Annotated in this window: 20 protein-coding genes; 9 read left to right on the forward strand and 11 right to left on the reverse strand. The window is 73.1% G+C overall.

Features of this window, described 5'->3' with window-relative positions:
- The first annotated feature begins 213 nt into the window (after positions 1–213).
- From ABZ497_RS23555 to ABZ497_RS23565, 3 genes are all read left to right on the forward strand, one after another.
- The gene (locus tag ABZ497_RS23555) at positions 214–1059 is read left to right on the forward strand and encodes a DegV family protein (protein ID WP_359808038.1); all 846 of its coding nucleotides are present in this window, start codon (positions 214–216) and stop codon (positions 1057–1059) included.
- Between the two features lie 278 nt (positions 1060–1337).
- On the forward strand, positions 1338–2375 hold the full coding sequence (locus ABZ497_RS23560; RefSeq protein ID WP_359808039.1) for a ComEA family DNA-binding protein: 1038 nt from the start codon (positions 1338–1340) through the stop codon (positions 2373–2375).
- A gap of 232 nt (positions 2376–2607) precedes the next feature.
- Entirely contained in the window at positions 2608–5175 is a 2568-nt protein-coding gene (locus tag ABZ497_RS23565) for a ComEC/Rec2 family competence protein (RefSeq protein WP_359808041.1), read from the forward strand.
- Between the two features lie 125 nt (positions 5176–5300).
- Here the strand turns inward: ABZ497_RS23565 and ABZ497_RS23570 are convergent, their stop codons facing one another.
- Positions 5301–5594: a hypothetical protein gene (locus ABZ497_RS23570; protein WP_329487602.1), complete on the reverse strand. Its 294-nt coding sequence runs from the start codon at positions 5592–5594 to the stop codon at positions 5301–5303.
- Positions 5595–5781: 187 nt separating this feature from the next.
- Here ABZ497_RS23570 and holA point away from each other — a divergent pair, with 187 nt between their 5' ends.
- Positions 5782–6783 carry a DNA polymerase III subunit delta gene (holA, locus tag ABZ497_RS23575; protein WP_329487601.1) on the forward strand — a complete coding sequence of 334 codons (1002 nt, stop codon included), beginning with the start codon at positions 5782–5784 and terminating at the stop codon, positions 6781–6783.
- Between the two features lie 136 nt (positions 6784–6919).
- Here holA and ABZ497_RS23580 read toward each other — a convergent pair whose 3' ends face one another.
- The 3 genes from ABZ497_RS23580 to ABZ497_RS23590 form a co-directional block, all read right to left on the reverse strand.
- Complete coding sequence (locus ABZ497_RS23580) at positions 6920–7492, reverse strand: hypothetical protein (RefSeq protein ID WP_359808044.1); 573 nt, start codon at positions 7490–7492, stop codon at positions 6920–6922.
- A gap of 838 nt (positions 7493–8330) precedes the next feature.
- Positions 8331–8597 (reverse strand): 30S ribosomal protein S20, encoded by a 267-nt coding sequence (gene rpsT, locus ABZ497_RS23585; RefSeq protein WP_329487599.1) that lies wholly within the window; start codon positions 8595–8597, stop codon positions 8331–8333.
- 169 nt (positions 8598–8766) lie between these two features.
- Positions 8767–9072 carry an antibiotic biosynthesis monooxygenase gene (locus ABZ497_RS23590; protein ID WP_329487598.1) on the reverse strand — a complete coding sequence of 102 codons (306 nt, stop codon included), beginning with the start codon at positions 9070–9072 and terminating at the stop codon, positions 8767–8769.
- A gap of 297 nt (positions 9073–9369) precedes the next feature.
- Here ABZ497_RS23590 and lepA point away from each other — a divergent pair, with 297 nt between their 5' ends.
- Positions 9370–11238 carry a translation elongation factor 4 gene (gene lepA, locus ABZ497_RS23595; protein ID WP_352289110.1) on the forward strand — a complete coding sequence of 623 codons (1869 nt, stop codon included), beginning with the start codon at positions 9370–9372 and terminating at the stop codon, positions 11236–11238.
- 188 nt (positions 11239–11426) lie between these two features.
- On the opposite strand, the gene ABZ497_RS23600 is transcribed toward lepA, so the two are convergent.
- From ABZ497_RS23600 to ABZ497_RS23615, 4 genes are all read right to left on the reverse strand, one after another.
- Positions 11427–12494, reverse strand: coding sequence for an FAD-dependent oxidoreductase (locus ABZ497_RS23600; protein WP_359808046.1), 1068 nt, complete (start codon positions 12492–12494; stop codon positions 11427–11429).
- 109 nt (positions 12495–12603) lie between these two features.
- The gene (sigJ, locus tag ABZ497_RS23605) at positions 12604–13530 is read right to left on the reverse strand and encodes an RNA polymerase sigma factor SigJ (RefSeq protein WP_359808048.1); all 927 of its coding nucleotides are present in this window, start codon (positions 13528–13530) and stop codon (positions 12604–12606) included.
- A gap of 151 nt (positions 13531–13681) precedes the next feature.
- Entirely contained in the window at positions 13682–15664 is a 1983-nt protein-coding gene (locus ABZ497_RS23610; protein ID WP_329492095.1) for an ABC transporter ATP-binding protein, read from the reverse strand.
- Between the two features lie 23 nt (positions 15665–15687).
- Positions 15688–17421: an ABC transporter ATP-binding protein gene (locus ABZ497_RS23615; RefSeq protein ID WP_329487594.1), complete on the reverse strand. Its 1734-nt coding sequence runs from the start codon at positions 17419–17421 to the stop codon at positions 15688–15690.
- Between the two features lie 323 nt (positions 17422–17744).
- On the opposite strand from ABZ497_RS23615, the gene ABZ497_RS23620 reads away from it, so the two are divergent.
- Complete coding sequence (locus ABZ497_RS23620; RefSeq protein WP_359808050.1) at positions 17745–19667, forward strand: long-chain fatty acid--CoA ligase; 1923 nt, start codon at positions 17745–17747, stop codon at positions 19665–19667.
- Positions 19668–19726: 59 nt separating this feature from the next.
- Positions 19727–20956: a radical SAM family heme chaperone HemW gene (gene hemW, locus ABZ497_RS23625; protein ID WP_329487592.1), complete on the forward strand. Its 1230-nt coding sequence runs from the start codon at positions 19727–19729 to the stop codon at positions 20954–20956.
- Between the two features lie 57 nt (positions 20957–21013).
- On the opposite strand, the gene ABZ497_RS23630 is transcribed toward hemW, so the two are convergent.
- The 3 genes from ABZ497_RS23630 to htpX are packed head-to-tail and all read right to left on the reverse strand — an operon-like array spanning position 21014 to position 23413.
- Positions 21014–21847, reverse strand: coding sequence for a DUF3097 domain-containing protein (locus tag ABZ497_RS23630; RefSeq protein WP_329487591.1), 834 nt, complete (start codon positions 21845–21847; stop codon positions 21014–21016).
- 31 nt (positions 21848–21878) lie between these two features.
- Complete coding sequence (locus ABZ497_RS23635) at positions 21879–22463, reverse strand: hypothetical protein (protein ID WP_329487590.1); 585 nt, start codon at positions 22461–22463, stop codon at positions 21879–21881.
- Positions 22464–22492: 29 nt separating this feature from the next.
- Positions 22493–23413, reverse strand: coding sequence for a zinc metalloprotease HtpX (gene htpX, locus ABZ497_RS23640; RefSeq protein WP_352289092.1), 921 nt, complete (start codon positions 23411–23413; stop codon positions 22493–22495).
- Positions 23414–23673: 260 nt separating this feature from the next.
- Here htpX and hrcA point away from each other — a divergent pair, with 260 nt between their 5' ends.
- Positions 23674–24708 carry a heat-inducible transcriptional repressor HrcA gene (gene hrcA, locus ABZ497_RS23645; RefSeq protein WP_359808052.1) on the forward strand — a complete coding sequence of 345 codons (1035 nt, stop codon included), beginning with the start codon at positions 23674–23676 and terminating at the stop codon, positions 24706–24708.
- 76 nt (positions 24709–24784) lie between these two features.
- On the forward strand, positions 24785–25924 hold the full coding sequence (dnaJ, locus tag ABZ497_RS23650; protein WP_329487587.1) for a molecular chaperone DnaJ: 1140 nt from the start codon (positions 24785–24787) through the stop codon (positions 25922–25924).
- The last annotated feature ends 58 nt before the right edge of the window (positions 25925–25982 follow it).

Raw genomic sequence — 25982 nt, forward strand, 5'->3', positions numbered from 1 at the left:
CGATCCTCCCGGACGGCTCGGGTGGGGTCGCCGTGCCCGGCGCACCGACCGGCTGTCCCTGGCGCCCGCCCGGTGCCGGGGCCGGTGCCGGGGCCGCCCGGCGCTTCGCCCGGTTCCGGCGCCGTGGCCGGGGCCGGACGGCGGGCGGGCGGGCCGGGGCAGGCCCGGTTCGGGCGCTGTCCTCCTGGCCGGACGCGGAGTAACCTCCGCCTCATGCCCGCCGACCTCGCACTTGTCACCGATTCCACGGCTTATCTGCCCCAGCAGGCCGTCGACCGTCACGAGATCGCGGTGGTGCCGCTGAGCGTCGCGGTCGGTGACACCGTCCTCGCCGAGGGCGTGGAGATCTCGCCCAAGGACGTCGCCGAGGCGCTGCGCGGCAAGCAGCGGGTGACGACCTCCCGGCCGAGCCCCGAGGCCTTCGCCGCCGCCTACCGGGCCGCCGCCGAGGCCGGCGCGAAGGGCATCGTCTCGGTGCACATCTCCGCCGAGCTGTCCGGGACGGCGGAGGCGGCCCGGCTGGCGGCCGCCGAGGCGCCCGTCCCGGTGCGTGTGGTGGACAGCCGACTGGTCGGCATGGCCCTCGGATACGGCGTACTGGCGGCGGCCGAGGCGATCGAGGCGGGGCGGGAACTGGACGAGGTGGTCGCCGCTGTGACCGCGCGGACGGCGGTGACCAGCGGATTCTTCTACGTGGACACCCTGGAGCACCTGCGTCGGGGCGGCCGGATCGGGGCGGCCCGGGCGCTGCTCGGGTCGGCGCTGGCGGTGAAGCCGCTGCTGCACCTGGACGGCGGGCGGATCGAGCCGCTGGAGAAGGTCCGGACGGCGTCGCGGGCGATCGCGCGGCTGGAGGAGATCGCGGTCGAGCAGGCGGGGGAGCGGGAGGTCGACATCGCCGTCCACCACCTGGCGGCGGAGGAGCGGGTCGAGCCGCTCGCGGAGCGGCTGCGGGGGCGGATCCCCGGGCTGCGCGACCTGTACGTGGGCGAGGTGGGCGCGGTGATCGGTGCGCATGTCGGACCAGGGCTGCTGGCAGTGGTGGTCTCGCCGCGCTGAGGCCCGTGAAGCCGGGGTGCGTGAAGCCGGGGTGGTGAACCCTGAGGGGCGTGAAGCCGCGGTGCGTGAAGACGCGGTGCGTGGAAGCCGCGGTGCGTGAAGACGCCTCCGGACGGGGGCTGAGACGGGCCTCGTGAGGACCTCTGCCAGGCGGGAAGTCAACTCCGACAACTGCTGATCACTCGTGCGAGCGACATGAGTTGTCCACAACCCCGGAGTTTTCCACAGGGTTTCGCCGATTCTCCCATCGACGGCGGACGGCTCCTAGCGTGCTCCGCATGACGAGCATGAACATCGGCGCGGTGAAGCGCCAGCGGGTCGGGGAGACGGCGCGGCGTCGGCTGGCAGCGCTGCTGCCGGCGGCCGGGGGAGGCGCTGAAGGGGCCGCCGAGGAATCGGCCGCGAGGGTGGCCGGGGGAGCCGCCGGTGCGGCGGAGCCGTCGGCCACCGGGCCGCCCAGGGGCTCGCCCCTCGGCGGCGGGTCGGGCGGCGGGTCGGGTGACGTGCCGAGTGCGGCGGTCGATGGACCCGCTGGTGGCGCGGGGTTTGACGGTGTGCCGCCCTACGGTGCGCCGCCCTACGGTGCGCCGCCCTACGGTGCGCCGTCCGACGATGACGGGTCTGCCGACCCGGGTCGCGCGCGGTTTCGCTTCGGTCCTGCGGTGATGCTCGACCGGCGGGCCGTGTCGGGGCTGGTCGTCCTGCTGCTGCTCGCCGTGGGCTACGGCGTCCAGCACTTCTGGCTGGCGCGGCCCCAGCCGGTCGCGGTGCCGGCGGTGGCGGTGCCAGCGCCGGCGGTCGCGCCGGCCGAGCCGGGGGCATCGCCCCCGAGCACACCGGAGTCCTCCGCCGGCCCCGTCCCAGCAGCTCCGGGAGACGCCGAGGCGCGCACGGTCGTCGTGGTCGACGTCGGGGGGCGGGTGCACGCACCCGGTGTCCACACGCTGCCCGGCGGCTCCCGGGTGGCGGACGCGTTGCGCGTGGCCGGCGGACCGCTGCCCGAGACGGAGACCAAGGGCCTCAACCTGGCCCGGGTGCTGACGGACGGTGAGCAGATCCTCGTCGGCGAACCGGACGGCGCGGCGCAGGCCGTGGGCGGGCCGGCCACGGGCGCCGTGCCGAAACAGCCGGTCAGTCTGAACCACGCCACCCTCGAACAGCTCGACACGCTCCCGGGAGTCGGTCCGACGCTGGCACAGCGCATCATCGCCTTCCGCGCGTCGCACGGATCGTTCCGCTCACTCGACCAGCTCCGGCAGGTCAGCGGCATCGGCGAACGCACCTATGCGGAGCTCAGACCGATGCTCACGCTCTGACCCGCCCGTACGCGCCCGTACCCGCCCGCACCCGCCCGGTGACGCTTCCGGTCGGTGCTCCTGCTTCCGGCTCGCCCAACGCACGGAGCCGTTCGACCCGTCAGCCCATCGACCCGTCGGTCACTCCCCGGAAGGAGGTGCCGTCATCGCCGCCACTGCCACCACAGACGCCGTCGGGCCGCACCGGACTCCCGGCGATCTTCGCCTGCTCCTCCCCGCCGTCGCGGCCTGGGTGGTCACGGCGGGTGTTCTCGGGCTGGGCCCCGGACACGGCCTCCTGCTGTCCTCGGCCGCCGGCACGGCCGTCCTGTTCGCCGTCCTCCTGCTCGCCCGCCCGGGAGTGCGGCGGCGTCGCGGCGCCGCCATGACGCTGGCCGCCGTGCTGCTCACCGGTGCGGCGGCCGCCGCCGCGACCCTGCTGCACACCGCCGACCTCCACCGGGGGCCGCTGCCCGGGCTGGCCCGCGCCGGAGCCGCCGCGCCGGAGGTGGGCGTCGAACTGACCATCACCGCCGACCCGAGAGCCCACACCTCCCGCACCAGGGGAACGGCTGCCGGGCAGACCGTCCTCACCGTGGACGCGGTGGTGGAGCGGGTCACCGTCCCGGCGGGCTTCGAGTCGGCGGCTCCGGCCCCGGGCGACGGCGCGGGCGGCCCGCCGGTCGGCACCGAGACGGTGACCAGGACGCGGACGCCGGTGACGGTGATGGCGCGAGGGCCGGAGATCGGCGCGTGGCAACGTCTGCTCCCGTCGGCCCGTGTCGCCGTGGAAGCGGACGTCCGCCCGGCGGGGGAGGGCTACGACGACGAGTCGGCCGCGCTGTTGATCGCCCACGGGCCGCCACGGGAGCTCGCGCCGCCCAGCCTGCCGCAACGGGTCGCCGGCCGGTTGCGGGCGGGGCTGCGGACGGCAAGTGACGATCTGCCGCCGGACGCACGGGGGTTGCTCCCGGCCTTGGTCGTCGGTGACACCTCACGCCTGCCCGGGGACCTCCTGGACGCCTTCCGGGCCACCGACATGGCGCATCTGGTCGCGGTCAGCGGGGCCAACCTCGCGATCGTGCTGGGTGTCCTGCTCGGTGCCCCCAGTCGTGCCGGTACAGCCGAACGACGCGGCCTGGCCGCCGCGTTCGGTATCCCGCTGCGCACCACCGCGCTGCTCGGCACAGTCGTCACGCTGGCGTTCGTGACCGTCTGCCGACCGGAACCCAGCGTGTTGCGGGCCGCCGGTACGGGGCTGATCGGACTGCTGGCGCTCGCCACCGGCCGACCCCGGCAGGCGGTGCCCGCCCTGGCCGGTACGGCGTTGCTCCTGGTGCTTCTCGACCCTTACCTCGCCCGGTCGTTCGGCTTCCTGCTCTCCGTGCTCGCCACCACCGGTCTGCTGGTGGTCGGCCCGCACTGGGCGCAGCGCCTGCGGGCGCGGGGCTGGCCGCACCACCTGGCGGGCGCCGTCGCCGCGACGGCAGCGGCCCAGGCGCTCTGCGCGCCCGTGACGGTCGTGCTGTCCGGACACATCAGCCTGGTCGCGGTGCCGTGCAACCTGCTGGCCGAGCTGGCGGTGGCTCCGGCGACTCTGCTCGGCTTCGCGGTGCTCGTCCTGGAGCCGCTCTCGCCGGCCCTGGCCCGGCTGCTCGCGGAGCCGGCCGGACTCCCGGTGGGCTGGCTCGCGGCGGTGGCCCGGCATGGAGCGGAGCTGCCGGGCGCTCAGATCTCCTGGCCCGGCGGGCTGCTCGGCACGGTGACGCTGGCCCTGGCGACGGTGGCGGTGTGCTGGACGGTTCCGCTCCTGGCACCCGGACGCGCCGCAGCGGTCGGTCTGCGCGTCAGGGGCGGCTGGGCCCGGCCGCTGGTGGCGGGCCTGCTCCTCCTGGTCCTGCTGGCCGTGCTGGTGCGGCCGCCCCTGCTCACCCGGCTCGCGACCGGCTGGCCGCCACCGGGCTGGCGGCTGGTCATGTGTGACGTGGGTCAGGGGGACATGGTGGTGCTGCCGGTCACCGCTGGCGGCGGGGCGCCGGGGAGCGCGGTGGTGGTGGACGCCGGGCCGGATCCGCGTGCGGCGGACCGCTGTCTGCGAGACCTCGGGATCACCCGGGTGCCGTTGCTGGTGGTGACGCACTTCCACGCGGACCACGTGGAGGGTGTGCCCGGGGTGTTGCGGGGGCGTTCGGTGGGCGCGATCGAGGGGACGGTCCTGGGTGAGCCGCCGGGCGAGGCCGCCCGGGTGTCGGGGTGGGCGGCTGCGGCCGGAGTGCCACTGGTGCGCGCGCGGACAGGCGAGCGCCGGTCGGCCGGACCGGGGCTGTCATGGGAGGTGGTGTGGCCCGATGCCGTGCTTCCGGCGGAGGCTGCCGGGGCCAACAACGCGAGTGTGGTGCTGCTGGTGACGGTGGCGGACGGTGTGCGGCTGGCTCTGTTGGGCGATCTCGAACCGCCCGCGCAGGCCGCGCTGTCGGCGCGGTGGGGCCGTGGTGTCCGGGTGGATGTGCTGAAGGTGGCCCACCACGGGTCGGCGCACCAGGACTGGGAGCTCGCGGCCGCGTTGAGGCCCAGGCTGGCGTTGATCTCGTGTGGCGAGGGGAATCCGTACGGGCATCCGTCCGTGCGGACGGTGGAGCGGCTGCGTGCCCTCGGTGCCACGGTATTGCGCACCGATACCGCTGGGGACATCGCGGTGACGGGCGACACCCCGGCTCGTCTGGGGGCGTCCGTGCACCCGCACGGCGGGCAGACCCGCCACGCTGCGGCCGCGTCGCGCGGTCGGCACCCGGCCGGTGGGCCGCGCGGCCCGCCGGGGTGAGCCCTCTCGCTCAACCCGCCCTCTCCACAGGGAGGAGGTGGAGAGGGCGGGGAGGAGGGGGAGGGGGAGCGGGGGTGGGGGTGGGGGGTGGGGCGGGCCCCGGAGGACATGGCGGGGCCGACGGATCAGCCCTCCTCGCGCCACCCCTCGTGCTCGGCGGCGACGGCGTCCAGGGCGCGGAGCAACTCCGCGGTCCAGCCGTCCTCGGGGGGTTCCACGACCACCAGCCACTGGGCGTCCTCGGCGTCGTCCTCGCCGGCGAGGGCGTCCCGGACGATTTCGAGTTCGCCGAGGTCGGGGTGGTTGGCGCTGAGTTCCTCCGTGGCGTCCTCGGCGGCGTCGCGGTCGGGCAGGACGAGGAGCTGCCGGGCGCTCGGGTCGAAGTCGTCCGGCTGGTCGGTGGTGAGGTGTTCGGTCACCGGCCCATTCTCCCGGGAGCGCCTCCCGCGTCGGAGTACACCCCCCACTGGTCAAGCCCACCCCGCCCACCCCCGGCGGCCCCGCCCCTCCGGCCGTCGGACCCGGCCCGCCCACCCCCGCCCACCCCCGCCCGCCGGTCGTTCCTCCGGGTGGGAGTGTCCCCACCCCATGGGATGCTGGTAGGCGATGGCCAGGAAGAGTGCACCCGACGACCTGCTCGCCCCGCTGACCCTCGCGGTCGGCCAGGAGGAGCTGCTGCTCGACCGCGCGGTCGCCCAGGTGGTGGCGGCGGCGAGGGCTGCGGACCCGGACACCGATGTGCGGGACCTCCCACCCGGCACCCTGCAGCCCGGCAGCCTCGCCGAGCTGACCACGCCCTCGCTGTTCGCCGAGCGCAAGGTGATCGTCGTCCGGGCCGCCCAGGACCTTTCCGCCGACTCCGTCAAGGAGCTCAAGGCGTACATCGAGGCCCCGGCCGACGAGGTGATCGTGGTGCTGGTGCACGCGGGCGGCGCCAAGGGCAAGGGCCTGCTGGACGCCGGGCGGAAGGCGGGCGGCCGTGAGGTCGCCTGCGCGAAGCTGGCGAAGGCGTCGGACCGGCTGGCCTTCGTCCGGGGAGAGTTCCGCACGCTCGGCAGGTCGGCCACCCCGGAGGCGTGCCAGGCCCTGCTGGACGCGCTCGGCAGTGACCTCCGCGAGCTGGCGGCCGCGTGCAGCCAGCTCACCTCGGACGTCGAGGGCACCATCGACGAGACGGTGGTGGCCCGCTACTACAGCGGCCGGGCCGAGGCCACCGGCTTCGAGGTGGCGGACTTCGCGGTCACCGGCCGGGCCGCCGAGGCGCTGGAGCGGTTGCGCTGGGCGCTGGCCGTCGGGCAGCCGCCGACCGGTATCACCTACGCGCTGGCGTCCGGGGTCCGCAGCATCGGTCGGCTGGCGACCACCGGGCGGAACATGCGCCCGGCCGATCTGGCCCGCGAGCTGGGGATGCCCCCGTGGAAGGTCGAGCGGGTCCGCCAGCAGATGCGCGGCTGGACGGGCGACGGCGTGGCGACGGCCCTGACGGCGATCGCCCAGGCGGACGCGGCCGTCAAGGGCGGCTCCGACGACCCCGCCTTCGCGCTGGAGCGGGCCGTGGTGGCCGTCGCCCGGGCCGCGCGCGCCGGCTCCGGGGGCCGTTCCTACTGATCCCGGCACGGGCGCCCCGGCAACCCGGGCCCGCCCGCCGGGACGGCCGGCCGCCACGAGCAGCCCCTGCGACCGGCCCGACCGGCCCGACCGGCCCCACGGGAAACCCTCCCGACCGGGCCGCCACGACCGGCCCTTACGAGCCGCCGATCGCCTTCAGGATGTCCCGGGTGTCGTCGAGCATCGCCCGGCGGACGGTCTCGCGGTCCAGCGTGGTGTTCTTCCCGACCTGGTAGTTGTCCGTCCAGTACAGGGAGTACGTCATCCCGCCGTCCCGGACCTGTAGGTAGTGGTTGATGTCGTGGAAGGTCTGGTCCGAGCTGGTCGGCTCGTCGCCGTAGGCGAAGTAGGCCTCCTGGCCGAGGTTCGGCACATCGGTGATCTCGTACTTCTGCTGCTCGAAGTAGCTTCGGGTGGCGGCGAATTCGGGCGCGGAGTCGACCGCCCGGTGCAGTTCGGCGCGGATGTCGAGGGTGGCGTAGTCGGCGACGTCGCTCCCGCTGACCGCCCGTTTGACCAGGGCGTAGCACCGCATGATGTCCATGGAGTCGGACCGGCCGGTGTGCTGCAGCGGGTAGTCGTCGACCATGCGGTACTGCTTCTTGAACGCGGTGAGCGTGCCCGACCCGCAGAGCCTGTCGACCGCGTGGTAGCCGTGGAGGCTCTGCGCCGGGGAGCCGCTGTCGACGATCCGCGGTACCAGGGCCACGGCGCCGGACCAGGCGGCCGAGGCCAGGACGGCGCCGACGAACGCCCAGACGGCGTTGCGGCGCAGGTTTCCGCCCCTCCTGACCGTCCCCTCGCGCGGCCCGGGCTCCCCGGCGGGGGCCGTACCGGGTGAGGGGGCCGGCCCCGGAGCGGCGGGAAGTCCAGGGGAGGCGGGAAGTCCGGGCGACGCGGGAAGGCCGGGCGGAGGTCCGAAGCCCGGGGCCGTCCCGGGCGGCGGTGGCTGCTGCGGGAAGCCGCCGAACCCCGGTCCGCCCTGGGCCGGTGGTGGTGGCGGCGGTGGTGGCGTCGTCATAGGTGCCCCCCCTGAGCGTCGACGAAGATGCCTGCCACGAAGGTGCCGCCCCGGAACCGTGACTCGCAACGATGGCCCGAAACGGTGCCCCGAAACGGTGACCCGGAACGCGGTGGCCCCCCGGGAAGGGGACGCGACCGCCGCCCGCCCGGTTTCCGTGAGCGCGGCCCCCCGAGCCGCCGTCACCGACCATAGCGGCCGGACCACAGAACGCGACAGAAGCCGCAGCGACAGAAGCCGCAGCCGCAGCCGCAGGACCCGCAGCCGGTCCGCCGGGCGACGGGGATCGGCGCGAGAACGTCCGCGGCGGAAGCCCCGGCCCGAAACGACGACTGCCCGCCCGGTGGGGACCGGGCGGGCAGTCGGGGAAGCGCCTACCAACGGGCACTTCCGGTGGATCTTCGTGCACCGCACCCGCGTGGCGAACGCAGGCCGCGTGCGGTGCGAGTCTTGAGCTCGTGCCTCAGGGGACCGGGTAGAGGGCCGGTCCGTCCTGGGGCGGTCGGGGCCGTGGGCCCCGGCGGAGTCAGGCCTGGACGGCGTTGACGCGCTTGGTGATGGCCGACTTCTTGTTGGCGGCCTGGTTGGCGTGGATGACGCCCTTGCTGACGGCCTTGTCCAGCGCCTTGGAGGCGGCGCGGGCCAGCACGGTGGCCTTCTCGGTCTCGCCGGCGGCAGCGGCCTCACGGGCCTTGCGCAGGGCGGTCTTCAGCGAGGACTTGACGGCCTTGTTGCGCAGGCGCGCCTTCTCGTTGGTCTTGTTGCGCTTGATCTGGGACTTGATGTTCGCCACGAAGGAGCCTCAGTCTTGTCAGTAAACGGTTCTGGGGTCCCCCCGGCCGAAGGCTGGGGGAGAGTTGCACCGCGCGGCCGCCGGACTGCTGAGAGGGCATGCCTGGGCCAGGTGCAGCGCCCCACGCTACCAGGGGGGCACCGCCCGACCCAAACCGGCCGGATCCGGATCAGGCCCGGAGCACCGGCTCGCCGTAGTGCTCGACCTCGGGAAACGGCCGGTAGAAGCGGTGCAGCAGCTCGCGCCACCGCTGGTACTCGGCGGAACGGCGGAACCCCTCCGTGTGGTCCTCCAGCGTCTCCCATTCCACCTGGAGCAGGAACCTGGCGCCGCGGCCCTCGTCGAGGCAGCGGCGCAGCGCGAGGGAGCGGAAGCCGGACTGGACCGCGATCAGCGGCTTCGCCTCCGCGAAGGCGGCGAGGAACGCGTCCTCCTGGCCGGGGACGACGTCGAGGAGGGCGCTTTCCAGGATCATGGACGACCATCCTGCCCCGACCGGTCGGGCCGCGGGAAGGGGCGGCCGTTCAAGGGCCCCGCGGCGGCACTTGAACGGGCCCGCGGACTAGCCCCGGACGGACTCCCGGACGGACCCGCGCACCGACCCCCGGAGCACCCCCGGCGCGGCCCCGGTGGAACCGAACGGCGGCGGACGTCGCGGTCGTGGGAGGATGGGAAGAACTATTTCGATCGGACGACTGTCCGGTCCCCGGGAAACCGGTCAGCGATGACCCGGACGCCCCCGGCCCCCGGACCAACGGAGAATCGGACCAAGGTGCCCGCGACCCCCAGCAATGTGCCAGAGCCCAGCCGTACCGACCCGGCGCTGATCCGCAACTTCTGCATCATCGCCCACATCGACCACGGCAAGTCGACGCTCGCAGACCGGATGCTCCAGATCACCGGTGTGGTCGACCCGCGGCAGATGCGCGCCCAGTACCTCGACCGCATGGACATCGAGCGTGAGCGCGGCATCACCATCAAGTCGCAGGCCGTCCGCCTCCCATGGGCGCCGAAGACGGGGCCGAACGCCGGCTCGACGCACATCCTCAACATGATCGACACCCCGGGCCACGTGGACTTCACGTACGAGGTGTCCCGCTCCCTCGCCGCCTGCGAGGGCACCGTCCTCGTGGTGGACGCCGCCCAGGGCATCGAGGCGCAGACCCTCGCCAACCTGTACCTGGCGCTGGAGAACGACCTCACGATCGTCCCGGTGCTCAACAAGATCGACCTGCCCGCCGCCCAGCCGGAGAAGTACGCCGCCGAGATCGCGCACATCATCGGCTGCGACCCGGACGACGTGCTCAAGGTCAGCGCCAAGACCGGTCTCGGCGTCGAGGAGCTGCTCGACCACCTGGTCGACAAGATCCCGGCCCCGGTCGGCGTCAAGGACGCCCCGGCCCGCGCGATGATCTTCGACTCGGTCTACGACTCCTACCGCGGCGTGGTCACCTACGTCCGGGTCGTCGACGGCCAGCTCACCAAGCGCGAGCGCATCGCCATGATGTCCACCGGCGCGACCCACGAGCTGCTGGAGATCGGCGTCATCTCGCCGGAGCCGAAGGTCGCCGACGGCCTGGGCGTCGGCGAGGTCGGCTACATCATCACCGGGGTGAAGGACGTCCGGCAGTCCAAGGTCGGTGACACCATCACCTCGATGCACAAGGGTGCGACCGAGGCGCTGGGCGGCTACAAGGACCCGCGTCCGATGGTCTTCTCCGGCCTGTACCCGCTGGACGGCTCGGACTACCCGCTGCTGCGCGACGCCCTCGACAAGCTGCGCCTGAACGACGCCGCGCTGGTCTACGAGCCGGAGACCTCGGTCGCCCTCGGCTTCGGCTACCGCTGCGGCTTCCTCGGCCTGCTGCACCTGGAGATCATCCGGGAGCGCCTGGAGCGCGAGTTCAACCTCGACCTGATCTCCACCGCCCCGAACGTGGTCTACCGCGTCGTGATGGAGGACGGCACCGAGCACACCGTCACCAACCCCAGCGAGTTCCCGACCGGGAAGCTCGCCGAGGTCTACGAGCCGGTCGTGCGCGGCACCATCCTGGCGCCGAACGAGTTCGTCGGCGCCATCATGGAGCTCTGCCAGGCCCGTCGCGGCAACCTCCAGGGCATGGACTACCTCTCCGAGGACCGCGTCGAGCTGCGCTACACCCTGCCGCTCGCCGAGATCGTCTTCGACTTCTTCGACCAGTTGAAGTCCAAGACCCGCGGCTACGGCTCCTTCGACTACGAGCCCATCGGCGAGCAGAGCGCCCAGCTGGTCAAGGTCGACATCCTGCTGCACGGCGACGCGGTGGACGCGTTCTCCGCGATCGTGCACAAGGACAAGGCCTACAACTACGGCGTGATGATGGCCGGCAAGCTGCAGAAGCTGATCCCGCGCCAGCAGTTCGAGGTGCCGATCCAGGCCGCGATCGGCTCCCGGGTGATCGCCCGTGAGACGGTCCGCGCGATCCGCAAGGACGTTCTCGCCAAGTGCTACGGCGGTGACATCTCGCGCAAGCGCAAGCTGCTGGAGAAGCAGAAGGAAGGCAAGAAGCGGATGAAGATGGTCGGCCGCGTGGAGGTCCCGCAGGAGGCCTTCATCGCCGCGCTGTCCACCGACGCCGAGGCGCCGAAGGAGAAGAAGTAGCCGGCGCGAGCCGGGTGTTTCCGGCCGGCCCGACGGGGCCGGCCGCAGCGGTGCCCGACGGGCCCGGGGCGTCTCGCCCCGGGCCCGTCGGCCTGTCCGCATGGTCGGCCTGTCCGCATGGTCGGCCTGCCCGCATGGCCGGCCTGTCCGCACGGCGGCCGGACGGTGCGGCGGCCCGGCTCAGGCTCTCAACGCAGCGCCCAGACCACGCCGTTGACGATGGCGGCCTTGGTCAGCCGCCCGGCCCGGCCGGTCAGCACCGAGGGCCGCATCGAGTCGTCGCCGTGGATCAGCTGGACCAGGCCGTCCCGGCGGCCGAGGCTCAGGCACTGCACGGCGTAGCGGAACGCGAAGGGTTTGTCGGTGCGCCCGGTGAGCAGCTTGCCGAGGTAGCGGCCCATCGGCTGGGCGGTGGCGCAGCCCATCCGCAGGGTGCCGGTGCCGGGGACGGTCACCGCGGCGGCGTCGCCGATGACGTGGACCTCCGGGTGCGAGACGGAGCGCAGGTGGCCGTCCACCACCGCCCGGCCGGCCGGGTCGACGGTCAGGCCCGCCTCGGCCGCCAGCGGGTGCGGCTCCATGGCGGCGGCCCACGCGACCAGGTCGGCATCGATCCGGCCACCGGTGGTGTCGAGGCCCCCGGCGTCGACCCCGGTGACGGTGTGCCGCTCGTGCACCTCGATCCCGAGCCGGGCCATGACGGTGCGGACGTGGGCCCGGCCACGGGCCGAGAACCAGCCGCCGACCTGTCCGGCGGCGACGATCCGCACCCGCCAGGCGGGGTGGGCCTCGGCGATCTCGGTGGCCAGTTCGATGCCGGTGGCGCCGCCGCCGACCACGGCGACGGTGCCGGGCCGCCCGGCGGTGCGCAGCCGCTCGCCCAGTTCGGCGGCCCGCTCGGCGGAGTAGGCGTGCTCGGCGGCGCCGGGGACGGCGTGCCAGGCGGTGCGGCTGCCGAGGGCGTAGACCAGGGTGTCGTAGGGGAGGGCCTCACCGGTGTCCAGGAAGACCTTGCGGGCGGCGAGGTCCAGGCCGGTGGCCCGGGCCGGGACGTGCCGCACGCCGCGGCCGCGGACCACCTCGGCCAGGGCGGGCCGGTGCTCGGGGAGGCCGGCGGCGGTCTCGTGCTGGCGGACGCGGTGCAGGAAGCGGGTTTCCGGGGCGATCAGGGTCACCCGGTGGTGCCGGCCCGCCCGGGTCGCCGCGGTCAGCCCCGCGTAGCCGGCCCCCAGTACGACGATCTGCTTCTCGGTCATGTCGTCCGCCTCCTCCGAAACGCCCCCGCGGAGCGTTCTGTCGACACGTTCTCGGTGTCCGTTCGGGAAGGGGACGACGCGGCCGGTCAGGGTGTGACGGTGAGCCGGGTCACAGGTCCGTCGGCGTGCCGGCGGCGTCGGCCACCCGGGTCAGCTTCTCGGGGTTGACCACCACGAAGGCCTCGGTGATCCGGCCGTCGGCGACGGTGAACGCCAGCACGCCGCCGGGCCGGCCGTCCGCGTCCTGGACGAGCAGCCCAGGCTCGTCGTTGACCAGGGCGGGCACCAGGCTCATGCCCGGCAGGAACCACTTCGCGACCAGGCCGGCCACCAGGCGGGAGACCTTGTCCGCGCCGAGGACCGGGCGGGCGCCGGCGCTGACGACGCCGCCGCCGTCGGAGTGCCAGACCACGTCCGGGTCGAGCACGGCCAGCAGGCCCTCGATGTCGCCGTGGGTACTGGCCGCCGCGAAGGCGGCCACGGCCTGCCGGTGCTCGGCCGGGTCGGCGGTGGCACGGCGCCCGCCGTCCTTGACCCGGCGCCGGGCCCGGGAGGCGAGCTGGCGGGCGGCGTCGGGGGAGCGGTCGAGGGAGGCGGCGATCTCGTCGAAGCCGACCGCGAACACGTCGTGCAGCACGAAGGCGGCGCGTTCGGCCGGGGTGAGCTGCTCCAGGACGGCGAGCACCGCGAGCGAGACGGACTCGCCGAGTTCGGCGAGCTCGGCCGGGGAGGCGGGGGAGTCCTGGTAGGAGACGGCCGGTTCGGGCAGCCATTCGCCGAAGTAGGCCTCCCGGCGGGCCCGGGCGGAGCCCAGCTGGTCGTAGCAGAGCCGGGTGACGACGGTGGTCAGGAAGGCGCGCGGGTCGGCGACGGCGGACCGGTCGGTGCCGCGCCAGCGCAGCCAGGCCTCCTGCAGCACGTCCTCGGCGTCGCTGAACGAGCCGAGCAGCCGGTAGGCGACCGAGCCCAGGTAGCGCCGGTGGGCCTCGAAGGCGTCGGGTTGTGCGGCGGCAGCGGCCGACCGGTCGTCACTCACAGGCCCACCGTAGCGGCCCGGGGCGGCGGCCGGAGCGTTCGAGGGGGCGCCCGTCGGACGGGGCCACGCTGCCCCCCGGCCTCCCCGTGGGCGGAACGCCGGAGGGGGAGGCCGGGTGACCCCGACCTCCCCCTCCGGTGCGTCCCGCCGGTCAGTCCACCTCGGCGACGGCCTCGGCGAACTGCGCCTGGTACAGGCGGGCGTACGCGCCCTCGGCGGCGATCAGCTCGTCGTGCGTGCCCTGTTCGACGATCGAGCCGCTCTCCATCACCAGGATCACGTCGGCGTCCCGGATGGTGGAGAGCCGGTGGGCGATCACGAAGCTGGTGCGGCCGGTGCGCAGCCGGGCCATGGCGCGCTGGATCAGCACCTCGGTCCGGGTGTCGACCGAGCTGGTCGCCTCGTCCAGGACCAGGATCGACGGCTGCGCCAGGAACGCCCGGGCGATGGTGATCAGCTGCTTCTCGCCGGTGCTGACGCCGGTGCCCTCGTCGTCGATGACGGTGTCGTAGCCGTTCGGCAGGGTCCGGACGAAGCGGTCCACGTGGGCGGCCCTGGCCGCCTCGACGACCTGCTCGTGGGTGGCGCCCTGGGCGCCGTAGGCGATGTTCTCGGCGATGGTGCCGCCGAACAGCCAGGTGTCCTGGAGGACCATGCCGATGCCGGAGCGGAGGTCCTCGCGGGACATCGCCGCGATGTCGACCCCGTCCAGGGTGATCCGCCCGCCGCTGACCTCGTAGAACCGCATCAGCAGGTTGACCAGGGTGGTCTTGCCGGCGCCGGTCGGGCCGACGATGGCGACGGTCTGGCCCGGTTCGACCTTCAGCGAGAGGTCGTCGATGAGCGGCTTGTCGGGGTCGTAGCGGAAGGAGACGTCCTGGAAGGCGACCCGGCCGCGGATCGCGTCGGGGCGTTCCGGCATGGCCGGCTCAGGGGTCTGCTCGGGCGCGTCCAGCAGCTCGAAGACGCGCTCGGCGGAGGCGACGCCGGACTGCACCAGGTTGGCCATGCTGGCGACCTGGGTGAGCGGCTGGCTGAACTGCCGCGAGTACTGGATGAACGCCTGCACGTCGCCGATCGACAGCGCGCCGCTGGCGACCCGCAGGCCGCCGACGACGGCCACCAGCACGTACTGCAGGTTGCCGATCAGCATCATCGCGGGCTGGATGATGCCGGAGATGAACTGGGCCCGGAAGCTGGCCGTGTACAGCGCCTCGTTGTGCTCCCGGAAGGTCTCGGCGGACTCCTTCTGCCGGCCGAAGACCTTCACCAGGGCGTGGCCGGTGTACATCTCCTCGATGTGCGCGTTCAGCTGCCCGGTGGACTTCCACTGCTGGACGAACTGCGGCTGCGCCCGCTTGCCGACCCTGGTCGCCACCACGACCGACAGCGGGACGGAGATCAGGGCGATCAGGGCGAGCAGCGGGGAGATCCAGAACATCATGGCGAGCACACCGACCACGGTGAGCAGTGAGTTCACCACCTGGCCCATGGTCTGCTGCATGGACTGGCCGATGTTGTCGATGTCGTTGGTGACCCGGCTGAGCACCTCGCCGCGGGGCTGCTTGTCGAAGTAGCTGAGCGGCAGCCGGGCGAGCTTGGACTCGACGTCCTGGCGCAGCCGGTAGCTGGCCCGCTGGATCGCCTTGGTGGCGAGCCGGCCCTGGACGATGCCGAAGGCGGCGGAGGCGACGTAGATCGCCAGCACCCAGAGCAGCACGGTGCCGATCGCGCCGAAGTCCATGTGCTGGCCGGGGGTGAAGTCGACCGCGGAGAGCAGGTCGGCGGCGCCGCCGTCGTGCGCCCGCACGTCCGCGACGGCCTGCGCCTTGGAGATGCCGGCCGGGAACTGCTGGCCGACCACGCCGGCGAAGATCAGGTCGGTGGCCCTGCCGAGCACCTTGGGCCCGGTCACGGCGCAGCCGATGCTGAGCACGCCGAGGGCCAGCACGCCGCTGAGCAGGGCGCGTTCGGGGCGGAGCAGGGCGAGCAGCCGCTTGCCCGAGCCCTTGAAGTCCATCGACTTCTCGGAGCCCTGGCCGCCCATGAACCGGCCGGGGCCGGCCGGGCCGCGGCGGGCGGCGGCGGCCTGCGAGTCGCTGGGCACCTCGCCGGAGCCGGGGCCCTTCGTCATGGGCGCCTTCTTCTGCGGGGTGGTCACGCCGCCTCCTGCTCGGTGAGCTGGGAGAGCACGATCTCCCGGTACGTCGGGTTGTCGGCCATCAGTTCGCCGTGGGTGCCGCTGCCGACGACCGCGCCCTCGTCCAGGACGACGATCCGGTCGGCGTCGCGGATGGTGGAGACGCGCTGGGCGACGATCAGCACGGTGGCGTCGGCGGTCTCCCGGGAGAGGGCCCTGCGCAGCCTGGCGTCGGTGGCGTAGTCGAGCGCCGAGAACGAGTCGTCGAACAGGTAGACGCCGGGTTTGCGGACGAGCGCGCGGGCGATCGCCAGGCGCTGGCGCTGGCCGCCGGAGACGTTGCTGCCGCCCTGGGCGATGGGCGCGTCGAGGCCCTCGGGGAAGCGCTCGACGAACTCCTTGGCCTGGGCGACCTCCAGGGCGTGCCAGAGCTCCTCGTCGGTGGCGTCGGGCCGGCCGTAGCGCAGGTTGCTGGCGACGGTGCCGGTGAACAGGTAGGGCTTCTGCGGGACGAGGCCGACGGTCTCGGCGATCGTCTCGGGGGCGAGTTCGCGGACGTCCACGCCGTCCAGCAGGACCTGTCCGGCGGTGGCGTCGAAGAGCCGGGGGACGAGGCCGAGCAGGGTGGACTTGCCGCTGCCGGTGGAGCCGATGACGGCGGTGGTCTCGCCGGGGCGGGCGGTGATGTCGACGCCGCGCAGGACGGAGGCCTCGGCGCCGGGGTAGCGGAACTCGACGGCGCGCAGTTCGAGCTTGCCCCGGGCCAGGAGTTCGGTGACGGGGGTGGCCGGCGGGACGACGCTGGAGCTGGTGTCCAGGACCTCCTGGATGCGCTCGGCGCAGACCTCGGCGCGCGGCACCATCATGAACATGAAGGTGGCCATCATGACGCTCATCAGGATCTGCATCAGGTAGGAGAGGAAGGCGGTCAGTCCGCCGATCTCCATGCCGCCGCTGTCGATGCGCATGGCGCCGAACCAGAGCACGGCGACGCTGGAGGCGTTCACCACCAGCATCACGGCCGGGAACATGAACGACATCAGCTGGCCGACCTGGAGGGCGACCCCGGTCAGGTCCCGGTTGGCGCCGGCGAACCGGGCCTGCTCGTGGTCGTCCTTGACGAAGGCGCGGATGACCCGGATGCCGGTGATCTGCTCGCGCAGGACCCGGTTCACCGTGTCGATCTTCTTCTGCATGCTGCGGAACTTCGGGCGCAGCGCGCGGACGAGCAGGGCGACCACGACGCCCAGCAGGGGGACGACGGCCAGCAGCAGCGCGGAGAGCGGCACGTCCTGGTTGAGGGCCATGACGATGCCGCCGACGCACATGATCGGCGCGGCGACCATCAGGGTGAAGGTCATCAGGGCCAGCATCTGGACCTGCTGGACGTCGTTGGTCGTCCGGGTGATCAGGGAGGGGGCGCCGAAGGAGCCGACCTCGCGGGCGGAGAAGGTCTGCACCCGGTCGAAGACGGCGGCCCGGACGTCCCGGCCGAACGCCATGGCGGTGCGCGCGCCGTAGAAGACGGCACCGATCGAGCAGAGCGCCTGGGCGACGGTGACGGCGATCATCACACCGCCGATGCGCAGGATGTAACCGGTGTCGCCCTTGACCACGCCCTGGTCGATGATGTCGGCGTTCAGCGTCGGCAGGTAGAGCAGGGCGAGCGTGGACACCAGCTGGAGGAGCACCAGCAGGGAGATCGGTCGGGAGTACGGGCGCAGGTACGCCCTCAGCAGTCTGATCAGCACTGGCACACTCTTGTCTTCGGCAGTGGGGTTCGCATCCCAATTCTCATGCTTCTGTGGACTCGCACAGTTGATTCCGGCCCCGCGCCCCGAGGTTTGTCCAGTCCTTTGCTGAACGCACCGGCGGGCCCGGTTGCGCCGTGCACCGGCGGCTCGACAGTGTGCCAGCTGTCCTCACCCTCTTACGGAATGACCGGTTTCCCCCTAGGCTGCTGATTGCCCCCTTGTTACTCACCGGTATCGGATCGATTGCCCGGGGGCCCGGCGACCGCCCCCACGGGCGCCGCGACATCCCTCAGACGGCCACCCGCCCCCGGAGGTCCTCGTTGAGTTCCGCGCAGTCCCTGATCGACTCCGGCCGTGCCGACATCGTCGCCGGGCGGCCCGCCTCCGTCGCCCACCTGTTCCTGGAGCGGGTCGCCGCCACGCCGGCGGGTGAGGCCTACCGCTTCCCCGTCCCGGTGGACGAGCACGCGGCGGACGGCGCCCCCGGCGCCGAGCAGTGGCGTTCGCTGACCTGGGCGCAGACCGCCACCCGGGTGTACGCGGTGGCCGCCGGCCTGCTGTCGCTGGGCATCAGCCCGGAGGACCGGGTCGCGCTGATGTCCTCCACCCGGCTGGAGTGGGTCATCGCCGACCTCGGCAACATGTGCGCGGGGGCGGCCACCACGGCCGTCTACCCGAGCACCAACGCCGACGAGACGGCCTACATCCTCTCCGACTCGGGCTCCAGGGCGATCTTCGTCGAGAACGAGAAGCAGCTCGCCAAGGTCGTCGGCGAGCTCGGCCAGCTGCCCGAGCTGCGCACCGCCGTCCTCTTCGACGGCACCGGCCCGGTCGCCGGGGCGCCCGGGCTGAACGTGCTCACCCTGGCCGAGCTGGAGCAGCTCGGCGCCGAGTACCTGGAGCAGCACCCGGACGCCGTGCGGCAGGCCGTCGACGCGCTCGACAAGGAGCAGCTGGCCACCCTGATCTACACCTCCGGCACCACCGGCCGCCCCAAGGGCGTGCGGCTGGTCCACGACTGCTGGGCGTACCAGGGGCGGGCGCAGGAGGAGAGCGGGCTGCTGCGCGCGGACGACGTGCAGTTCATGTGGCTGCCGCTGTCGCACGTGTTCGGCAAGAGCCTGATCTGCGGCCAGATCGCCACCGGTCACGTGATGGCGCTGGACGGCCGGGTGGACCGGATCATCCACAACCTGCCGGTGATCCGCCCGACCATGATGGCCTCGGCGCCGCGCATCTTCGAGAAGGTCTACAACGGCATCGCCGGCAAGGCCCGGGCCGAGGGCGGCGCCAAGTACAAGATCTTCATGTGGGCGGCGAAGACCGCCCGCGACTACGCCCGGGTCACCCAGGCCAACCGGATCGCCACCGGGCACGACAGCGCCCCGCTGGGGCTGCGGGTGCGGCACGCGCTGGCCGACAAGCTGGTGTACGCCAAGATCCGGGCCGCGTTCGGCGGGCGGATGCGCGGCTCGGTCTCCGGCAGTGCCGCGCTGGCACCCGAGATCGGCTACTTCTTCGCCGGCGTCGGCGTGCCCGTCCTGGAGGGCTACGGCCTGACCGAGAGCTCGGCCGGGATCTGCGTCAACCCCGCCGAGGACCTCCGGGTCGGCACCATCGGCACCGTGCTGCCCGGCAGCGAGGTCCGGATCGCCGAGGACGGCGAGATCCTGCTGCGCGGCCCCGGCGTCATGCGCGGCTACCACAACCTGCCGGAGAAGACCGCCGAGGTGCTGGAGCCGGACGGCTGGTTCCACACCGAGGACATCGGCGAGATCGGCCAGGACGGCTTCCTGCGGATCACCGACCGCAAGAAGGACATGTTCAAGACCTCCGGCGGCAAGTACGTCGCGCCGAGCGAGGTGGAGGGCAAGTTCAAGGCGGTCTGCCCGTTCGTCAGCAACATCCTGGTGATCGGCAACGGCCGCAACTACTGCACCGCGCTGATCGGCCTGGACGAGTCGGTGATCATGCCGTGGGCGGCCGAGCACGGCCTGGCCGGCAAGTCCTACGCCGAGGTGGTCGGCGACCCGAAGGTGCACCAGCTGGTCGACGGCTTCGTGCAGCGCCTCAACGGCGACCTCCAGCGCTGGCAGACGATCAAGAAGTTCACCCTCCTCCCGCGCGACCTGGACATCGAGCACGGCGAGCTCACGCCGAGCCTGAAGATCAAGCGCCCGGTGGTCGAGCGGACGTACGCGGACGCCGTCACCGAGATGTACGCGGGCGCGAACGAGGCCTGATCCGTCCGTCGTCCCGCACGGCCTCGATGATCACCGGGGCCGTACGGGACAATGGGGTCATGCCCTCCGCACTCCCCGACGGCGAACCCGTGCCGTCCGACGGTTCCCTGCCCGCGCACGCCCTCGCCGGGCTCGGGTCGCGGCCGTTCGGCTTCTACCTGCACGTGCCGTACTGCGCGAGCCGCTGCGGCTACTGCGACTTCAACACCTACACCGCCACCGAGCTGCGCTCCTCCGGCGCCGTCGCCTCCCAGGAGACCTACGCCGACAACGTGGTCGCCGAGATCCGACTGGCCCGCGAGGTCCTCGGCGACACCGACCTGCCCGTGCGGACCGTCTTCCTCGGCGGCGGCACGCCCACCCTGCTGCCCGCCCGGGACCTGGTGAAGATGCTGGCGGCGATCCGGGCGGAGTTCGGGCTCGCCGACGACGCCGAGGTGACCACCGAGGCCAACCCCGAGTCGGTCGACCCGGCCTACCTCGCCGAACTGCGCGAGGGCGGCTACAACCGGGTCTCCTTCGGCATGCAGAGCGCCCGGCCGCACGTCCTGCGGCTGCTCGACCGCCACCACACCCCGGGCCGCCCGGAGGCCTGCGTGGCCGAGGCCCGCGCGGCCGGCTTCGAGCACGTCAACCTGGACCTCATCTACGGCACCCCCGGCGAGTCCGACGACGACTGGCGGGCCTCCCTGGACGCCGCGATCGGCGCCGGGCCGGACCACGTCTCGGCCTACTCGCTGATCGTCGAGGACGGCACCAAGCTGGCCGCCCGGGTCAAGCGCGGCGAGCTGCCGATGATCGACGACGACGTGCACGCCGACCGCTACCTGATCGCCGAGCAGGCGCTCGCCGCCGCCGGCTACTCCTGGTACGAGGTCTCCAACTGGGCCACCACCCCGCAGGGCCGCTGCCGCCACAACGAGCTCTACTGGACCGGCGGCGACTGGTGGGGCGCCGGCCCCGGCGCGCACAGCCACGTCGGCGGCGTCCGCTGGTGGAACGCCAAGCACCCGGCCGGCTACGCCCGCGCCCTCGCCGAGCGCCGCACCCCGGCCCAGGGCCGCGAGCGGCTCACCGACGAGGACCGCCGGGTCGAGCGCATCCTGCTCGAACTGCGCCTCGCCGAGGGCATCCCGCTGGACCTGCTCACGGCGACCGGCCGCGCGGCCGCCGACCGGCACCTCGCCGACGGCCTGCTCGACCGCACCACCCATGAGCGCGGCCGGGCCACCCTGACCCTCCAGGGCCGCCTCCTGGCCGACGCCGTGGTCCGCGACCTGGTGGACTGAGGGTCGTCGCCGCGGTGTCAGCCGCCGGCTCGCGGTCGCGGGCCCACGGCTGACCGGTCAGTCCTCCAGGGTGACGAAGTCGATCAGTTCCTCGACCTTCGCCAGGAGGGCGGGCTCCAGGTCCTTGAAGGAGTCGACCGAGGCGAGGATCCGCTTCCACGCGGCGGGGGTGTCGGCCGGCCAGCCGAGGCGGCGGCAGACGCCCCCCTTCCAGTCCTCGCCGTAGGGGACGTCCGGCCAGCCGGGGATGCCGACGGAGGAGGGCTTCACGGCCTGCCAGACGTCGATGTACGGGTGGCCGACGACCAGCACGGCGTCGCCGGTGACCCGGGCGGCGATCCGGTGCTCCTTGGTGCCGGGGAGCAGGTGGTCGACCAGGACGCCGAGCCGGCGGCCGGGGCCGGGGGCGAAGTCGGCGACGATCGCGGGCAGGTCGTCGATGCCCTCCAGGTACTCGACGACGACGCCCTCGATCCGCAGGTCGTCCCCCCAGACCCGCTCGACCAGTTCGGCGTCGTGCCGCCCCTCGACGTAGATCCGCGACTCCCGGGCCACCCGGGCCCGCGCTCCGGGGACGGCGACCGAGCCGGAGGCCGTCCGGCCCGGCGCGCGCGGGGGAGCCGGCGCCGCGGCGGCGGGGCGGACCAGGGTGACGGTCCGGCCCTCCAGCAGGAAGCCGCGCGGCACCAGCGGGAACACCCGCCGCTTGCCGAACCGGTCCTCCAGGGTGACGGTGAACCCCTCGGCGGTCTTCTCGCAGCGCACCACCGCGCCGCAGAAGCCGGTCGCGGCCTCCTCGACCACGAGGTCCCGGTCGGCGGGCACCTCGGGGGCGGGCTGCTGCCGCTTCCACGGCGGGGTGAGGTCGGGTCCGTACTGGCGGCTGCGCATGCAGGTGACTATAGGCAGGCCCGACGGGGCGTCACAGGCCCGGCGCGCCCCAGACCGGGAACCAGCGGGTGAGGTCCTTCTCCAGCCGCAGGTCGTTCCCCAGCATGGCGTTGACCTGCAGTTCCAGCGGGCTGTCGCGCTTCTCCCCGCCGCCCGGCACCGGCGCGAACGGGTAGAAGGTGCCGCGCTTGTACAGGTAGACCAGCGCCAGCGGCTGCCCCTCGGCGCCGCGGAAGGCCACCAGCGAGCAGAGCAGCTGCGGGCCGAAGCCGTTCCCCTCCAGCTCGCTGTTGACCGCGTGCAGGTCGTTGACCAGCTCCGGCAGCTCCTCGGGGGTGTGCCGGGCGAGCAGCCAGGAGTAGCCGTAGGCGTCCTTGGAGGCCTCCACCGGGACGCCGCCGCGCTCGGTGTCGGCGTCCAGCAGGGCCCGGACCTGCCGCTCGACCTCGACGAAGGCGCCGCCCTCGACCGAGGAGAAGCAGACCGACCCGACGCCGGTCGGCCGGAAGCCGGCCGCCGCCTCCAGGGTCAGCGCGGCCGAGGGCACGCCGAACAGCTGGTCGAGGTCGGGCCGGACGGGCTTGGTGCGGCCGAACAGTGCGTCCAGGATTCCCACGGCGGTCCCCTCCGGGGCGTGTCGTCGGCTCAGCGGCCGAGCTGGGTGGAGATCTTCGCCAGCTGCTCCAGCCGCTTCTCCAGCGAGGGGTGGGTGGAGAACAGCTGCGAGGCGGCCTCCCGGGCGCTCAGCGCGGGGGCGAAGTAGAAGGCGTTGTACGGCTGGGCCTGGCGCAGGTCCTTGGTCGGGATCGCGGCGATCTGGCCGGTCACCTTGGTGAGCGCCGAGGCCAGTGCGCTGGGCCGGCCGGTGAGCTGGGCGGCGGCCCGGTCGGCGGCCAGCTCCCGGTAGCGGGAGAGCAGCCGGGTCAGCAGGAAGCTGATCGCGTACACCACCACCGACACCAGCGGGATGACCAGCGCGGCGATCGCGGCGTTGGAGTCGTTGCTGTTGCGGCCGCCGCCCATGAAGCCGCCGTACATCGCGATCCGGGTCATCGCCCCGGCCAGTACGCCGAGGAAGCCGGCGATGGTCATCACCGCGACGTCCCGGTGGGCGACGTGCGACAGCTCGTGCGCCAGGACGCCCTCCAGTTCCTCCGGTTCCAGCCGCCGCAGCAGCCCGGTGGTGACGCAGACCACCGCGTTCTGCGGGTTGCGGCCGGTCGCGAAGGCGTTCGGCATGTCGTTGTCGGCGACCGCCACCCGGGGTTTGGGCATGTCGGCGAGGGCGCAGAGCCGGTCGACGGTGCCGTGCAGCTGGGGGTACTGCTCCGGGGTCACCCGGTGGGCGCCCATCGCCCGTTCGGTGATCTTGTCGCTGAACCAGAACTGGGCCACGAACAGCCCGCCGGAGATCAGCACGATCAGTGGCCAGGCGCCGCGCAGCAGCGCGATCAGCAGGCCGGTGAAACCCACGTACAGGAGCCCGATCACGAACATGGTCCCGACCATCCGGCCGGTCAGGCCGCGGTCCGGGGCGAAGCGGGTGGGCTGGCCCGAGGTCGACATCGCTGGTCCTCCGTTCGCCGTTCGCTATCGATGCTGCCACCCGGCCGGTCCCGCGGCATCACCCGCGCGCCGCGCGATGCGGGCAGGATCACCCCGGCGGTGCCGTTCCTGCCGTCGGACCCGGGCCTTACACTGGCAGGTACGGTTCTGGCACTCCTCTGTTCAGAGTGCCAAAGGACGCGGTCCGCCCGGCGGACCGCACCATGCCGGAACGACACACGTCACCACGGACAACGTGCGAAGAGGGAGGTGCGTGCCCCATGGCCGGTGAGGTCCGCCAGCTCGACGAACGCAAGCTCGCCGTGCTCCGCGCCATCGTCCAGGACTACGTGGGCACCGAGGAGCCGGTCGGCTCCAAGGCTCTCGTCGAACGCCACAACCTCGGGGTCTCCCCGGCCACCGTCCGCAACGACATGGCCGCGCTGGAGGAGGACGGCTTCATCCACCAGCCGCACACCAGCGCCGGGCGGATCCCCACCGACAAGGGGTACCGCCTCTTCGTCGACCGGCTCGCCGAGGTCAAGCCGATGAGCGCGCCCGAGCGGCGGGCGATCCGGCACTTCCTGGACGGCGCGGTGGACCTGGACGACGTGGTCGCCCGCACGGTCCGGCTGCTCGCCCAGCTCACCCGGCAGGTGGCGGTGGTCCAGTACCCCTCGCTCTCCCGGTCCACGGTGCGCCACATCGAGCTGGTCGCACTCGCTCCGGCCAAGGTCATGCTGGTCCTGATCACCAACACCGGCCGGGTCGAGCAGCGGATGGTCGACTGCCCGGGTCAGGTCGGCGAGGTGGTCCTCGCGGACCTCCGTGCCAAGATCAACACGAGGGCCGTCGGCGTGCGGCTGCCCGACGTGCCGGGGCTGCTGGACGAGCTCCCGGCGATGTTCGAGGCGGTGGACCGGCCGGCCGTCACCGTCGTCCTGGCGACGCTCTTCGAGGCGCTCGCCGAGCAGAACGAGGAGCGGATCATGCTGGCCGGCACGGCCAACCTGACCCGCTTCGGCCACGACTTCCCGCTCACCATCCAGCCGGTGCTGGAGGCGCTGGAGGAGCAGGTCGTCCTGCTGCGCCTCCTGGGTGAGACGGCGGACGCCGGGATGACGGTCCGGATCGGCCGGGAGAACGCGTACGAAGGGCTCAATTCCACCTCGGTCGTCTCGGTCGGTTACGGTTCGGGCGACGAGAGCGTGGCCAAACTGGGTGTGATCGGTCCGACCCGGATGGACTATCCGGGCACAATGGGGGCGGTGCGAGCGGTGGCACGGTACGTGGGCCAGATCCTGGCCGAGTCGTAGGGAACGACCGGTGTCACACAGGTGACACCGGTACCAGTCGCAAGCACTTCTACAGGCGGAACAAGCGGAGCATTTGGTGGCCACGGACTACTACGCGGTACTCGGCGTCCGACGGGATGCGGGGCAGGACGAGATCAAGAAGGCGTTCCGGCGCCTGGCGCGCGAACTGCACCCGGACGTCAACCCCGACCCGAAGACGCAGGAGCGGTTCAAGGAGATCAACGCCGCCTACGAGGTCCTCTCCGACCCGCAGAAGCGGCAGGTCTACGACCTCGGCGGGGATCCCCTCTCGCCCAACGGCGGAGGCGCGGGCGGCTTCGGCGCGGGCGCGGCCGGGTTCGGCTTCTCCGACATCATGGACGCGTTCTTCGGCGCGGCCGCCGGTCAGCGCGGCCCGCGCTCGCGCACCCGGCGCGGCCAGGACGCCATGATCCGGCTGGAGATCACCCTGGAGGAGGCCGCGTTCGGCACCACCAAGGAACTCCAGGTCGACACCGCCGTCACCTGCACCACGTGCAGCGGCGAGGGCGCCGCCCCCGGCACCTCCGCGCAGACCTGTGACATGTGTCGCGGCAAGGGCGAGGTCTCCCAGGTCACCCGGTCCTTCCTGGGCCAGGTCATGACCTCCCGGCCCTGCCCGCAGTGCCAGGGCTTCGGCACCGTCGTGCCGACCCCGTGCCCGGAGTGCGCCGGCGACGGCCGCGTGCGGGCCCGCCGCACCCTGACCGTGAAGATCCCGGCCGGTGTCGACAACGGCACCCGGATCCAGCTGGCCGGCGAGGGCGAGGTCGGCCCCGGCGGCGGCCCGGCCGGCGACCTCTACGTCGAGATCGCCGAGAGCACCCACCCGACCTTCCAGCGCCGCGGCGACGACCTGCACTGCACGGTCACCATCCCGATGACGGCCGCCTCGCTCGGCACCCAGGTGCCGCTGCAGACCCTGGACGGGCTGGAGGAGGTCGACATCCGGCCCGGCACCCAGTCCGGCCAGTCGATCCCGCTGCACGCCCGCGGCATCACCCATCTGCGCGGCGGCGGCCGGGGCGACTTGATAGTGCACGTCGAGGTGCAGACGCCCACCAAGCTCGACCCCGAACAGGAGGACCTGCTGCGCCGGCTCGCGGTGCTGCGCGGCGAGGAGCGGCCCTCCGGGCAGTTCGCGCCGGGGCAGCAGGGGCTGTTCTCCCGGCTGAAGGACGCCTTCAACGGCCGCTGACCGTACCGGCGCCCGGTGCCCCGCTCCCGGCGGGTCACCGGGCGCCGTCGTTCCCCCG

The sequence above is a fragment of the Kitasatospora sp. NPDC005751 genome (assembly GCF_040630835.1).
GTDB lineage: Bacteria > Actinomycetota > Actinomycetes > Streptomycetales > Streptomycetaceae > Kitasatospora.

Bases quoted from the DNA above. Each gene is read 5' to 3' on its own strand.
- ABZ497_RS23555 (WP_359808038.1), top strand. From the start codon at position 214: ATGCCCGCCGACCTCGCACTTGTCACCGATTCCACGGCTTATCTGCCC.
- ABZ497_RS23560 (WP_359808039.1), top strand. From the start codon at position 1,338: ATGACGAGCATGAACATCGGCGCGGTGAAGCGCCAGCGGGTCGGGGAG.
- holA (WP_329487601.1), top strand. From the start codon at position 5,782: ATGGCCAGGAAGAGTGCACCCGACGACCTGCTCGCCCCGCTGACCCTC.
- ABZ497_RS23590 (WP_329487598.1), bottom strand. From the start codon at position 9,072: ATGATCCTGGAAAGCGCCCTCCTCGACGTCGTCCCCGGCCAGGAGGAC.
- ABZ497_RS23600 (WP_359808046.1), bottom strand. From the start codon at position 12,494: ATGACCGAGAAGCAGATCGTCGTACTGGGGGCCGGCTACGCGGGGCTG.
- ABZ497_RS23610 (WP_329492095.1), bottom strand. From the start codon at position 15,664: ATGACGAAGGGCCCCGGCTCCGGCGAGGTGCCCAGCGACTCGCAGGCC.
- hemW (WP_329487592.1), top strand. From the start codon at position 19,727: ATGCCCTCCGCACTCCCCGACGGCGAACCCGTGCCGTCCGACGGTTCC.
- ABZ497_RS23630 (WP_329487591.1), bottom strand. From the start codon at position 21,847: ATGCGCAGCCGCCAGTACGGACCCGACCTCACCCCGCCGTGGAAGCGG.
- htpX (WP_352289092.1), bottom strand. From the start codon at position 23,413: ATGTCGACCTCGGGCCAGCCCACCCGCTTCGCCCCGGACCGCGGCCTG.
- hrcA (WP_359808052.1), top strand. From the start codon at position 23,674: ATGGCCGGTGAGGTCCGCCAGCTCGACGAACGCAAGCTCGCCGTGCTC.